This window comes from Rudaea sp., assembly GCF_057139185.1.
Window position 1 is genome coordinate 33,531 of sequence record NZ_DBNHDN010000045.1, and the last position, 12,768, is coordinate 46,298.

Consider the following 12,768-nt stretch of genomic DNA (forward strand, 5'->3'; position numbering starts at 1 on the left):
GGCGCGCGCACAATCAGATCTCGTAGCGTACCGTCACGATCTCGTAGCTCTTCACGCCATTCGGCGCCTGGAACTCGAACGTGTCGCCTTCGCTCTTGCCGATCAGCGCGCGCGCCAGCGGCGAATTGACCGCGATCAGACGCTGCTTGATGTCGGCTTCGAGGTCGCCGACGATCTGGTAGGTCACTTCGCTGCCGCTGGCTTCCTCGACGAGTTCGACGGTGGCGCCGAACACGATCCTGCCGTTGGAATTCAGGCGCGAAGTGTCGATCACCTCGGCGTAGCTCAACGCTGCCTCGAGTTCCTGGATGCGCCCTTCGATGAAGCCCTGCAACTCGCGCGCGGCGTGGTATTCGGCGTTCTCCTTGAGGTCACCGTGCGCACGCGCCTCGGCGATCGCGGCGATGATGCGCGGGCGCTCCGTGGATTTCAGGCGATCGAGTTCGCCGCGCAGGCGCTCGGCGCCCCTGGCGGTCATCGGAGCACGTTTCATTCTTCGTTTCTCATGCAATCAATTCCCGGTGCAACTCCTGCAGACTGTATACCTCACCGCCGCTACGGAAGTCGAGCGAATGCACGAGCGCACGCGCGCCCGCGACCGTGGTCGAATAGGTGATGCGCTGCTGCAGCGCCTCGCGCCGGATCGAGAACGAATCGGCGATCGCCTGGCGTCCTTCGGTGGTGTTGACGATGAACACGATCTCGCCGTTCTTGATCGCGTCGAGGATGTGCGGCCGGCCTTCGAGCACCTTGTTGATGTACTCGCAGGCAACACCGTGTTCGGCGAGGTAGGCATGCGTGCCGGCCGTGGCGATCAGGCTGTAGCCGCGGCGCAGCAGGCCCTGCGCAACCGGCAACAGGCGCGGCTTGTCCGCGTCGCGCACCGAGACGAACACCTTGCCGACCTTGGGCGCGGCGATGTTCGCTGCCTCGTGCGCGCGCGCGAACGCGGCGCCGAAGCTGCGGCCCACGCCCATCACCTCGCCGGTCGAGCGCATCTCGGGGCCGAGGATCGGATCGACGTTCTGGAATTTCGCGAACGGGAAGATCGCTTCCTTGACCGAGAAATAGTCCGGCACGATTTCGCGCGTCGCACCCTGCTCGGCCAGGCCCTTGCCGGCCATGCAGCGCGCGGCGATCTTGGCCAGCGACACGCCGGTCGCCTTGCACACGAACGGCACCGTGCGCGAGGCGCGCGGATTGACCTCGAGGATGTAGATCGTCGGGTTGCCGTTCTCCTGCGCGATCGCGAACTGCGTGTTCATCAGACCGACGACCTTCAGCTCGCGCGCCATCCGCGTCACCTGCGCGCGCAATTCGTCCTGCACCTTCTCGCTCAGCGAATACGGCGGCAGCGAGCACGAGGAATCGCCCGAGTGCACGCCGGCTTCCTCGATATGCTCCATGATGCCGCCGATCAGCACGTTGCCCTGCGCGTCGGCGACGACATCAACATCGACCTCGACCGCGTTGTCGAGAAAGCGATCGAGCAGCACCGGCGAATCATTCGACACCTTGACCGCGTCGGTGATGTAGCGCTTCAGGTCGGCGTCGGAATGCACGACTTCCATCGCGCGCCCGCCCAGCACGTAGCTCGGACGCACGACCAGCGGGTAGCCGATCTCGCGCGCGTGCGCGAGCGCCTCGTCCGGCGTGCGCGCGGTGCGGTTCGGCGGCTGGGTCAGACCGAGCTTCTGCACCATCTGCTGGAAGCGCTCGCGGTCCTCGGCGAGATCGATCGAATCCGGCGTCGTGCCAATCACCGGTGCACCGTTCGCCTCGAGCGCTCGCGCGAGCTTGAGCGGCGTCTGCCCGCCGTACTGCACGATCACGCCCTTGGGCTTTTCGACATCGATGATCTCGAGCACGTCCTCGAGGGTTAGCGGTTCGAAGTAAAGGCGATCCGAGGTGTCGTAGTCGGTAGAGACCGTCTCCGGATTGCAGTTGACCATGATCGTCTCGTAGCCGTCCTCACGCAGCGCGAGTGCGGCATGGACGCAGCAATAGTCGAACTCGATGCACTGCCCGATGCGGTTCGGCCCGCCGCCGAGCACCATGATCTTGTCGCGCGCGGTCGGCGCGGCCTCGCACTGTTCCTCGTAGGTGGAATACAGATACGCGGTGGTCGTGGCGAACTCGGCCGCGCAGGAATCCACGCGCTTGTACACCGGGCGCACGTTAAATGCGCGGCGCAGCGTGCGCACGGCGGCTTCGTTCGTGTCGAGCAATGCAGCCAGGCGCGCGTCGGAGAAGCCCTTGCGCTTGAGCGCGCGCATCCACGCGCCATCGATGCCGTTCAGTCCAGCCTTGGCTGCCGCGGATTCGACTTCGATCAACTCGCCGATCTGGTCGAGGAACCAGCGGTCGATGTGGGTCAGCATGTAAATGTCTTCGAGCGACATGCCGGCGCGGAACGCGTCGGCGACGTGGAAAATGCGATCCGGTTTCGGCTCGCGCAGCTCGCGCTTGAGCGCGGCGACGTCGTCGGCGTTGGTGAAGTCCAGGCCGGTCGGGTTCAGCCCGTCCTTGCCGGTTTCCAGGCCGCGCAACGCCTTTTGCAGCGATTCCTGGAAGGTGCGCCCGATCGCCATCACCTCGCCGACCGATTTCATCTGCGTGGTCAGGCGCGCATCCGCGGCCGGAAATTTCTCGAAGGCGAAGCGCGGAATCTTGGTGACGACGTAGTCGATCGTCGGCTCGAACGAGGCCGGGGTCGCGCCACCGGTGATGTCGTTGCGCAACTCGTCGAGCGTGTAGCCCACGGCCAGTTTCGCCGCGATCTTGGCGATCGGGAAACCGGTCGCCTTCGACGCCAGCGCCGAGGAGCGCGACACGCGCGGGTTCATCTCGATGACGACGACGCGGCCGTTCTCGGCATTGATGCCGAACTGCACGTTCGAGCCGCCGGTGTCGACGCCGATCTTGCGCAGCACGGCGATCGAGGCGTCACGCAGGCGCTGGTATTCCTTGTCGGTCAGCGTCTGCGCCGGTGCGACGGTGATCGAGTCACCCGTGTGCACGCCCATCGGATCGAAATTCTCGATCGAGCAGACGATGATGCAGTTGTCGGCCTTGTCGCGCACGACCTCCATCTCGAACTCTTTCCAGCCGAGCACGGATTCCTCGACCAGCACCTCGTGTACGGGCGAAAGGTCCAGGCCACGCTTGACGATCTCCTCGAATTCCTCGCGGTTGTAGGCGATGCCGCCACCCGAACCCCCGAGGGTGAAGCTCGGCCGGATGATGGTCGGGTAGCCAACGCGCGCCTGGATTTCCACGGCCTGCTCGAAGGTCCTGGCGACTTCCGCGCGCGGACACTCGAGTCCGATCTCCTTCATCGCGACGCGGAACAGTTCGCGGTCCTCGGCCATGCGGATCGCCTCGCGCGAGGCACCGATCAATTCGACCCCGTACTTGTCGAGGATGCCCGCATCGGCCAGATCGAGCGCGCAGTTCAACGCGGTCTGCCCGCCCATCGTCGGCAGCAGCGCGTCGGGTTTTTCCTTGGCAATGATCGCCGTGACCGTGGCGCGGTTGATCGGCTCGATGTAGACCGCGTCGGCTGTTTCCGGATCGGTCATGATCGTCGCCGGATTCGAGTTCACGAGGACGACGCGGAAACCCTCGGCCTTGAGCGCCTTGCACGCCTGCGCGCCCGAGTAGTCGAACTCGCAGGCCTGGCCGATCACGATCGGGCCAGCGCCGATGACGAGGATGGATTGAATGTCTGTACGCTTTGGCATGTTTTTGCTCTCTGCTTGTCATTCCGGCATGGATTGCCGGAATCCAGACTGCATGGATGCCATGCAGTCAGCGTCTTTCAAACTTGAAGGCGCATCCCTTCGGTGTTCCGCGCGCGTCCGGCGAGCGGGTCACTTTTTTTTGCTTGCGCAAGGAAAGTAACCAAAAAAATACACCCCGGATGCCGTGCCGCCTGCAGCGGTGCGCGAAACCCGGCCGCGGTTCGCTCGACGCACCTCCGTGTACGTTCGCGAACACGCGCGCATCGTGCGCGCGTCCCTTCGGGCGATTCCGTCCGGCTTTCGCCGCGGCGAACGGGAACCCGAGGATCAAGAACAGCGCTCCCTCACGATGTCGCGGCCATGACTGCGGTCATCGTGGCGAGCACAGCCGCTTCGTCGCTTTTCTGCTTTTGAATATTCGTGACGAACCTGTCGAACAGGTAGCCGATGTCGTGCGGGCCCGGACTTGCTTCCGGATGACCCTGGAAGCAGAACGCCGGTGCGTCGGTCAGGGCGAACCCCTGCAGCGAGCCGTCGAACAGCGACGTGTGCGTCACGCGTGCGTTCGCGGGCAGCGTGGCCGGATCGACGGCAAAGCCGTGGTTCTGCGAGGTAACGAGCACGCGGCCGTCGTCGTGGTCCTTGATCGGATGATTCGCGCCGTGGTGACCGAACTTCATCTTCAACGTCTTGCCGCCGACGGCGAGGCCCATGATCTGCTGGCCAAGGCAGATGCCGAACAGCGGAATCTTGCGCTTGATGACTTCACGCGCCGCGGCGATCGCATAGTCGCAGGGCTCGGGATCGCCCGGGCCGTTGGACAGGAATACGCCATCGGGTTTGAGGGCGAGCACGTCGGAGATGGGCGTCTGCGCCGGCACGACGGTGAGCGCGCAACCGCGATCGACGAGCATGCGCAGGATGTTCTTCTTCACGCCGTAGTCGTAGGCGACGACGTGGTGCGTGCCCGCGACCTTCGCGAAGGCGGTGCGGTCGAGATCGTAGCTGCCCGCATCGAAGCGATACGGCGCCTGCGTGGTAACGACCTTGGCGAGATCCATGCCCGCCAGTCCCGGAAACGCGCGCGCTGCGGCCAGCGCGCGTTCGACGGACACGTCACCGGCCAGGATGCAGCCGGCCTGCGCGCCCGTGTCGCGCAACCGGCGCGTCAACGCACGCGTATCGATGTCGGCGATCGCAACGATGCCGTGGCGACGCAGATACGCGTCGAGGCTCTCGGTCGAGCGCCAATTGCTGGCGAGGCGCGGCAAGTCGCGGATGACGAGGCCGGCGGCCTGCACTTTTTCCGATTCTTCGTCGACCGCATTCGCGCCGGTGTTGCCGATATGCGGATAGGTCAGCGTGACGATCTGACGCGCGTAGGATGGATCGGTCAGGATTTCCTGGTAGCCCGTCATCGCCGTGTTGAATACCACTTCGCCGACGGTCTCCCCGACGGCGCCGATAGAGGTGCCGTGGAAGAGAGTGCCGTCTGCGAGGGCGAGAATGGCCTGAGTCATGTTGCTGTCGCCTGCTTGTTGGAAAAGTGCGGCCACGGATGGCCGCTTTTTTGACTCTCGCGAGTGCGGATGCTCGCAAAAGTACATGCAGCGGCACCCGCGGGCCTGAGCGGACTCGGGACCGTGGGTGGGCATGCGGGCGAGCGAGAATGATACCGGCAGCAGGGGCTTCGTGTCCATCGCAACAAGCGCCTGTGCAGGGGAATCTTCGTCGCGATGGCGCTAGAATCCAACCGCTTGTGAACGAGTCCTGTCGATGTCTGTCGCGCCTCCCGCAACTGCTTCACCCGTCTTGTTCGATCCCGCGCGCCTGGATCGCGCAGACACGCTGCTGCGCGCGACGCCATTCCATTTCCTCGTGGCGCGCGACCAATTGCCGCAAGCGGCGGCAAGCGAACTCGAGCGGGATTTTCCAAAGTACCCGAGCGCCGGCTTCTTTCCCTACGAGGAGAAGGACTGCGGCCCCAGCGTCAACGCGCTGATTCGCGAACTCACGGATCCCGCGGTCGCCAGCGCGGTGGGCGCACGCCTCGGCATCGACGATCTGGGCCGATACCCGACCCTGGTGACCTTGTGCCGCCTGCTCAACAAACGCCATGGCACCATTCACACAGACAGCAGGTCGAAGGTGGCCACTGCCCTGCTCTACCTCAACCCATCATGGCCCGACATCAGTGAAGGCTGCCTGCGCTTCCTCAACCGCGTCGACGACATCGACGATCTCGTTGCGCCCGAGATCAAACCGCTGTACGGAAATTTCGTCGTGTTCCGGCGCGCGGAAAATTCGTTCCACGGCCATCTGCCGCACGAAGGCGAGCGTCGCGTGATCCAGGTGGCCTGGCTGACCAGCGAGGACGAGAAGCTGCGCAAGACCCAGCGCGGCAAGTTCTCGCGCCTGTTCAAGAAGCTGTTCGGCTCACTGGACAGGAAATTCGGCGCCAGCCGCGACAAGAACGCGGCGCACAAGGATTGAACGCCGGCGCGCTGCGATCCTACAACGCGTCTTTCGGCGCCAGCACCTGATCGAAACTGTAGCTGCCCGGATCTCGCCCGGCCAGCCAGATCGCCGCCGCCAGCGCGCCGCGTGCGAAAATGTCGCGATCGGTGGCGCGATGGACCAATTCGATACGCTCGCCTTCGCCGACGAAAAAAACCGTGTGCTCACCGGCCACGTCGCCGGCGCGCAACGCGGCGAAGCCGATCTCCCCCGGGGCGCGCGCACCGACCTGCCCACGGCGCTCGTAGCGCGCATGTTCGGCCAGCGCGATTCCGCGGCCCTCGGCGACGGCCGCGCCGAGCGTCAGCGCGGTACCCGATGGCGCGTCCTGCTTGCGGTTGTGGTGCAGTTCGACGATTTCGCAATCCCAGCCCGGCAACGCCTCGGCCACGCGACGCGCCATACGCGCAAGCATGGCGACGCCGAGGCTGAAGTTCGACGCCCAAAGCACCGGGATCACCTCTGCCGCTCCGGCAAGCGCGGAGTGCTGCTCCTCGCGCAGATTCGTCGTGCCGCTGACGAACGCGGCGCGACGCTGCAGCGCCAGCGCCAGCGCCGCATCGAACGCAACCGGACCGCTGAAATCGACGAGCACGTCACAAGCCACGTCGGGGTCGAGCGAAGTGGCGAAATCGACATCGCGCGGCAGCGCGCCGAATACGCGGTCGAGCGGTTCGTCGGCCAGCCCCGAGCGCGGCCGCACCAGCGCCGCAGACAGACGCGCCCGCTTCGATTCGAGCACGCCACGGATCACCGCCTGACCCATGCGGCCGGCGGCACCGTAGACGACAATGTCGACGGGTTTGCTCATGCCGCCATCTTAGCCTTCCTGCTCCCGTGCGGAGAAGGGGCGCGAATCAGGTCGTCACGCGATCCCAGAACTGCTTTACGCTGTCCAGCCACGAGGAGGCGCGCGGCGTGTGCGCAGCCGCATCGTCGCCGAAGCTGTCCTCGAACTGCTGCAGCAGTTCGCGCTGCTGCTTGCTGAGCTTGACCGGAGTTTCGACTACCACGCGACAAAGCAGGTCGCCGACATGGCCGCTGCGCACGTTGCGCACGCCCTTGCCGCGCAGCTTGAACAGCTTGCCGGTCTGGGTTTCGGCAGGAATCTTGATCGACGCCTCGCCGCCCAGCGTGGGCACCTCGAGCTCGGCGCCAAGCGCGGCCTGCGAGAAGCGGATCGGCACCTCGCAGTAGAGATCGTCCTGCTGGCGTTGGAAGATCGCGTGCTCACGCACCTGCACTTCGACGTAGAGATCGCCCGCCGGCGCACCGGCCGGGCCGGCTTCGCCCTCGCCCGAAAGGCGGATGCGGTCGCCAGTGTCGACCCCGGCCGGAATCTTCACTTCCAGACGCTTCTCGCGGCGCACACGGCCTTCACCGCGGCAGGTCTTGCACGGATTCGCGATCGACTGCCCGCTGCCGCCGCAATGCGGGCAAGCCTGCTGGATCGAGAAGATGCCATTCTGCATGCGCACGCGGCCATGGCCCTGGCAGGTGGCGCAACTGGAGAGCTTGCCGTCGGCCGAGCCCGAGCCATCGCATTTGTCGCAGGCGCCGAGCGTCGGCACGTCGATGGCCTTGTCGACGCCGAACACGGCTTCTTCGAGATCGATGTCGAGCAGGTAGCGCAGGTCGGAACCACGCCGCGGGCGGCCGCCGCGACCGCCGCCGAAGATATCGGAAAAAATATCGCCGAAGATGTCGCCGACATCGGCATGGAAACCACCGCCGCCGCCCATGCCCTGCTCGAACGCGGCGTGGCCGTGGCGGTCGTACATGGCGCGCTTCGGCGCGTCACTGAGGACCTCGTAGGCTTCCTTGGCTTCCTTGAAATGCGCCTCGCAGGCCTTGTCACCCGGATTGCGGTCCGGATGGTATTTCATCGCCAGGCGGCGGAACGCCGTCTTCAATTCACCGTCGCTGGCCGTGCGTTCGACGGACAGGACCTCGTAGTAGCAACGCTTGCTCATGGATTTCCGGAAATATGCTTTTCGATGCGCCGGTCCGGGATCAGCCAGAGCGCGGCGACGACGGCATACAGCAGGCAGGACACCCTGGGCATCCAGAATGCCGCCGTCGTCGATGGGACTATGTGAGCGAAAAGCGCCAATACAATGCCGCCGACGTACAGAACGGGCGAAACCTTCGCCTTCCAGTCGCCGGCTTCGCCGCCGAGCGCACGAGCCAGCGTGCTGTTTGCGCCGCCGTTGCAGGCGATCAACGCGCGGCTCAGCGGAACCCATGCCACGGCAGCCATCAACAGCACGAAACCGTACAACGCCGCGGGCATGGCTGCCGGAAATTCATGCATGGCCCCTTCGCCATGCGCCTCGTTGAGCCATGCCGTGGTGAACGGAAACAGGGACAGCCAGAACAGCAGGAACAGATTCGCCCACATCACCTTGCCGTTGACCTTTTCGACAGCGTGCATCAGGTGATGATGGTTGTTCCAGTAGATGCCGACGTAGACGAAGCTGAGCACGTAGCTCACGAATACTGGCCAGTTGCCGAGCAGCGCCGCCAACGTCGCCTCGTGCGGCGGCTTCAATTCGAGCACCATGATCGTGATGATCACGGCGATCACGCCGTCGGTGAACGCTTCCAGCCTGTTCTTTTCCATTTTCATCCCCGATGGCAACAGCCGCAGAGTCTGCCCTGCCGCTTCCAACAAACAAAGCCCGCGTTCGAGCTGCGCGAAGCGCCGCTCGAACGCGGGCAGTTATCCGACAGCGCAAGAAGCGCCGACCGGATAACTATTTCTTGTCCTTGACCTCGGTGAACTCGGCGTCGACGACATCGTCCTGCGGAGCGGAACCGCCCTGTGCGCCGGCATCCCCGGACGGACCGCCCTGACCCGCCGAAGCCGCGGCCGCCGCCAGCGACTGTGCGGCCTGCTCCAGCGCCGTGCACTTGGCTTCGATGGCGTCCTTGTCCTCGCCCTTCATCACTTTCTCCAGATCGGCCAGCGCCGTTTCGATCGCCCCGATCTGGCCGCCGTCGACCTTGCCGCCGTGTTCCTTGATCGCCGCGCGCGTGGCATGGACGAGCTGGTCGGCCTTGTTGCGCGCAGCGACAAGCTCGTGGAACTTCTTGTCGTCTTCCTTGTTCGCCTCGGCATCGCGCACCATGCGCTGGATCTCATCCTCGCTCAAGCCCGAGCCGGCCTTGATCTCGATGCGCTGTTCCTTGCCGGTCTTCTTGTCCTTGGCCGAGACATGCAGGATGCCGTTCGCGTCGATGTCGAACGACACCTCGACCTGCGGCATGCCGCGCGGCGCAGCCTCGATGCCGGCCAGATCGAACTTGGCCAGCGACTTGTTCGCGCTCGCGCGCTCGCGCTCGCCCTGCAGCACGTGCACGGTGACCGCGGTCTGGTTGTCCTCGGCGGTCGAGAACGTTTGTGCGGCCTTGGTCGGAATCGTGGTGTTCTTCTCGATCAGTTTGGTCATCACGCCGCCGAGCGTCTCGATGCCGAGTGACAGCGGGGTGACGTCGAGCAGCAACACGTCCTTGACCGAACCGCCGAGCACGCCGCCCTGGATCGCCGCGCCCACGGCGACGGCTTCATCCGGGTTGACGTCCTTGCGCGGCTCCTTGCCGAAGAAGGTTTTCACCGCTTCCTGCACCTTGGGCATGCGCGTCTGGCCACCGACGAGGATGACTTCGCTGATGTCCGACACCTTGAGGCTCGCATCGTTGATCGCGGTGCGGCATGGCGCGATCGTCTTTTCGATCAGGTCGGCGACCAGCGCTTCGAGCTTGGCACGCGTCAGCTTGATGTTGAGGTGCTTCGGCCCGGACGCATCCGCCGTGATGTACGGCAGGTTCACTTCGGTCTGGTGCGCGCTCGACAGCTCGATCTTCGCGCGCTCGGCCGCGTCCTTGAGGCGCTGCAGCGCGAGCGAGTCGTTCTTCAGGTCGACGCCCGACTCTTTCTTGAATTCCTCGACGAGGTAGTCGATCAGGCGCTTGTCGAAGTCTTCGCCGCCGAGGAACGTGTCGCCGTTGGTCGCCAGCACTTCAAACTGCTTCTCGCCATCGACGTTCGCGATCTCGATGATCGAGACGTCGAACGTGCCGCCGCCGAGGTCGTAGACCGCGACCTTGCGGTCGCCGCCCTGCTTGTCGATGCCGTAGGCCAGCGCGGCCGCGGTCGGCTCGTTGATGATGCGCTTGACGTCGAGGCCGGCGATGCGGCCGGCGTCCTTGGTCGCCTGGCGCTGCGAATCGTTGAAGTACGCAGGCACGGTGATGACGGCCTCGGTGACGCTCTCGCCGAGGTAGTCCTCGGCCGTCTTCTTCATCTTCATGAGGATCTTCGCCGAGATTTCCTGCGGCGAAAGATTCTTGTTGTCGGCGGTTGCAAGCCACGCGTCGCCGTTGTCGTGCGCGCTGATCTTGTACGGCACCAGGCCGATGTCCTTCTGCACTTCGGCGTCGGTGAACTTGCGGCCGATCAGGCGCTTCACCGCGTAGAACGTGTTCTTCGGGTTGGTGACCGCCTGGCGCTTCGCGGTCGCGCCGACGAGGACCTCGTTGTCCTTGAACGCGACGATCGACGGCGTGGTGCGGTCGCCTTCGGAGTTCTCGATCACGCGCGCCGTCGTGCCTTCCATGACGGCCACGCACGAGTTGGTCGTACCCAGGTCGATACCGATGATTTTGCCCATGTTTCAATCTCCAGAAAATATCAGTGCAGCACGACGGCCGCGGATGCCAACGTAGTTAGGGATTCGTTGTTTCAATTCAAGCGCCGGGCACCTTCGCGACGGTCACGAGTGCGGGCCGCAGCAGGCGTTCGTTCAATACGTAGCCCTTCTGGATCACGGCGACCACGGTATCCGGCGCGGCGCCGGGTGCCTCGACCAGGCTGACCGCCTGGTGCTGCTCGGGATTGAACGGCTGGCCGACCGGGTCGATCGCCTTCAGACCATTGCTTTCCGCCACCTTGAGCAACGCCTTCAGGGTCAGCTCCATGCCCTCGCGCAGGCTGCCCGCATCGGCCGTCTGCACGGCCACGCCGCGCTCGAGACTGTCGCACACGGGCAACAGGTCGCCGAGCACGCGCTCGTTGGCGAACTTGCGCGCCTGCTCCAGGTCGCGTTGCAGGCGTCTGCGCTGGTTTTCGATCTCGGCGCGTTCGCGCAACAACAGTTCGCGCATTTCGCCGAGCTTGGATTCGTACTCGTTGACGAGTTTGTTCAGCTCGTCGCCACCCGAGGCGGAGTCGGCGGCGCCATCCGCTGCGATGTTTTCCGGTTGCCCGGCGTCGGTGTTCTCGTTGCTCACAAGCGCTCCACAGTTCGAAGGGTCGTGTCGATCCCCCGGAAGCCCGTCGCGGGTATCCGGGCAATGACGGGCCCGCGACCGAAGTCGCTTGCCCAAGCCATCCATTTTATCCCGACCCGGTTATGAGGGCATGCGCGCGCGGTTCAAGAGGCCGCGGCCAGAGCCCCCGACAGAATCTGCGCGGTGGCCTGCACGACCGGGATCACGCGCTGATAGGCCATGCGCGTCGGCCCGATGACGCCGAGCACGCCGAGCACGCGGCCGTCGACGCCGTACGGCGCAGTCACCAGGCTGTAGGCACCAAGCGGATTGAACCCGGACTCCTCGCCGATGAACAGGCGCACGCCCTCGGCGCGCGAGCAGTTTTCGAGCAGATTGAGCAAGTCGCGCTTGCGCTGAAACGCCTCGAACAGTTCGCGCAGGCTATCCATGTCGGCCGCCGCCTGCGCCCCCATCAGATTGATCTGGCCCTTGATCAACATGTCGGCGTTGGCCTGATCGGGAAACCCTTGCTGGGTGACATCTGCCGCGGCCACCATGAGCTGATGCAGGCGTGCGCTGGTCTCGCGCATCTCGCGCTTGAGCCGCTCGCGGATCTCGCTCATGCGCAGGCCGGCGTAATTGGCGTTGAGGAAATTGGAAACCTGTTCGAGTTCCGCGGCGGAATAGACGTGCTGGGTCGTGATCACCCGGTTCTGTACCTCGTTGTCGGCGAAGACGAGGATGACGAGCACGCGGTTGCCGCCGATCGCGACGAAATCGATATGCCGGAACGGGAATTCCTCGCGCTTGGGCACGGTGACGACGCCGACGAAATGGGTGACCTCGGAGAGCAGCGAGGACACGCCGTTGAGCAGATCCTGGGTCGGCGCCTGAGTGGGCAGTTCGCGGCGCAACGCATCGATCTGCGGCGCGTCGAGCGGCTTCAGCTCGAGCAGGCTATCGACGAACATGCGATAGCCCTGCGCGGTCGGTACGCGCCCGGCCGAGGTGTGCGGGGCGGCGAGCAGGCCGAGTTCCTCGAGATCGGCCATCACGTTGCGGATCGTCGCCGGGCTCACATCCAGCCCCGAATGCTTCGCCAACGTGCGCGAACCCACCGGTTGGCCATCGGCGATGTATTGCGCGATCAGCGCGCGCAGCAACTGACGTGCACGCGAATCGAGGTGATGGCCCGGCGGGCGATGTCCGGAATGAGCAGACATAGGCTCGTTTC

At 64.8% G+C, this 12,768-nt stretch carries 10 protein-coding genes; 1 reads left to right on the top strand and 9 read right to left on the bottom strand.

All coding sequences use genetic code 11. The features are described from left to right. Positions 1-13: 13 nt before the first annotated feature. From greA to carA, 3 genes are all read right to left on the bottom strand, one after another. A complete protein-coding gene (greA, locus tag AC16HO_RS15830) occupies positions 14-493 on the bottom strand; it encodes a transcription elongation factor GreA (RefSeq protein ID WP_395642194.1) in 480 nt (159 codons plus the stop codon). Positions 494-503: 10 nt separating this feature from the next. Beyond that, positions 504-3,743 carry a carbamoyl-phosphate synthase large subunit gene (gene carB, locus AC16HO_RS15835; protein WP_484335583.1) on the bottom strand — a complete coding sequence of 1,080 codons (3,240 nt, stop codon included), beginning with the start codon at positions 3,741-3,743 and terminating at the stop codon, positions 504-506. Positions 3,744-4,087: 344 nt separating this feature from the next. Beyond that, on the bottom strand, positions 4,088-5,263 hold the full coding sequence (gene carA / locus AC16HO_RS15840) for a glutamine-hydrolyzing carbamoyl-phosphate synthase small subunit (RefSeq protein ID WP_395642196.1): 1,176 nt from the start codon (positions 5,261-5,263) through the stop codon (positions 4,088-4,090). Between the two features lie 256 nt (positions 5,264-5,519). Here carA and AC16HO_RS15845 point away from each other — a divergent pair, with 256 nt between their 5' ends. Continuing rightward, positions 5,520-6,236 (top strand): 2OG-Fe(II) oxygenase family protein, encoded by a 717-nt coding sequence (locus AC16HO_RS15845; protein ID WP_395642197.1) that lies wholly within the window; start codon positions 5,520-5,522, stop codon positions 6,234-6,236. Positions 6,237-6,255: 19 nt separating this feature from the next. Here AC16HO_RS15845 and dapB read toward each other — a convergent pair whose 3' ends face one another. The 6 genes from dapB to hrcA all read right to left on the bottom strand — a co-directional run bounded on the left by dapB (position 6,256) and on the right by hrcA (position 12,757). Further along, positions 6,256-7,071 (bottom strand): 4-hydroxy-tetrahydrodipicolinate reductase, encoded by an 816-nt coding sequence (gene dapB, locus AC16HO_RS15850; protein WP_395642198.1) that lies wholly within the window; start codon positions 7,069-7,071, stop codon positions 6,256-6,258. Positions 7,072-7,117: 46 nt separating this feature from the next. Next, positions 7,118-8,233, bottom strand: coding sequence for a molecular chaperone DnaJ (dnaJ, locus tag AC16HO_RS15855; RefSeq protein WP_395642199.1), 1,116 nt, complete (start codon positions 8,231-8,233; stop codon positions 7,118-7,120). Further along, on the bottom strand, positions 8,230-8,883 hold the full coding sequence (locus AC16HO_RS15860) for a TMEM175 family protein (protein WP_395642200.1): 654 nt from the start codon (positions 8,881-8,883) through the stop codon (positions 8,230-8,232). The genes dnaJ and AC16HO_RS15860 overlap by 4 nt, the downstream gene beginning before the upstream one ends. Positions 8,884-9,016: 133 nt before the next feature. Next, entirely contained in the window at positions 9,017-10,933 is a 1,917-nt protein-coding gene (dnaK, locus tag AC16HO_RS15865) for a molecular chaperone DnaK (RefSeq protein WP_395642201.1), read from the bottom strand. 76 nt (positions 10,934-11,009) lie between these two features. Next, positions 11,010-11,552 (bottom strand): nucleotide exchange factor GrpE, encoded by a 543-nt coding sequence (gene grpE, locus AC16HO_RS15870; protein ID WP_395642202.1) that lies wholly within the window; start codon positions 11,550-11,552, stop codon positions 11,010-11,012. 143 nt (positions 11,553-11,695) lie between these two features. Then, entirely contained in the window at positions 11,696-12,757 is a 1,062-nt protein-coding gene (hrcA, locus tag AC16HO_RS15875; protein WP_395642203.1) for a heat-inducible transcriptional repressor HrcA, read from the bottom strand. Positions 12,758-12,768 lie beyond the last annotated feature (11 nt).

Coding starts and splice junctions, on each gene's coding strand:
- greA (WP_395642194.1), bottom strand. CDS start 493: ATGAAACGTGCTCCGATGACCGCCAGGGGCGCCGAGCGCCTGCGCGGC.
- carB (WP_484335583.1), bottom strand. CDS start 3,743: ATGCCAAAGCGTACAGACATTCAATCCATCCTCGTCATCGGCGCTGGC.
- carA (WP_395642196.1), bottom strand. CDS start 5,263: ATGACTCAGGCCATTCTCGCCCTCGCAGACGGCACTCTCTTCCACGGC.
- AC16HO_RS15845 (WP_395642197.1), top strand. CDS start 5,520: ATGTCTGTCGCGCCTCCCGCAACTGCTTCACCCGTCTTGTTCGATCCC.
- dapB (WP_395642198.1), bottom strand. CDS start 7,071: ATGAGCAAACCCGTCGACATTGTCGTCTACGGTGCCGCCGGCCGCATG.
- dnaJ (WP_395642199.1), bottom strand. CDS start 8,233: ATGAGCAAGCGTTGCTACTACGAGGTCCTGTCCGTCGAACGCACGGCC.
- AC16HO_RS15860 (WP_395642200.1), bottom strand. CDS start 8,883: ATGGAAAAGAACAGGCTGGAAGCGTTCACCGACGGCGTGATCGCCGTG.
- dnaK (WP_395642201.1), bottom strand. CDS start 10,933: ATGGGCAAAATCATCGGTATCGACCTGGGTACGACCAACTCGTGCGTG.
- hrcA (WP_395642203.1), bottom strand. CDS start 12,757: ATGTCTGCTCATTCCGGACATCGCCCGCCGGGCCATCACCTCGATTCG.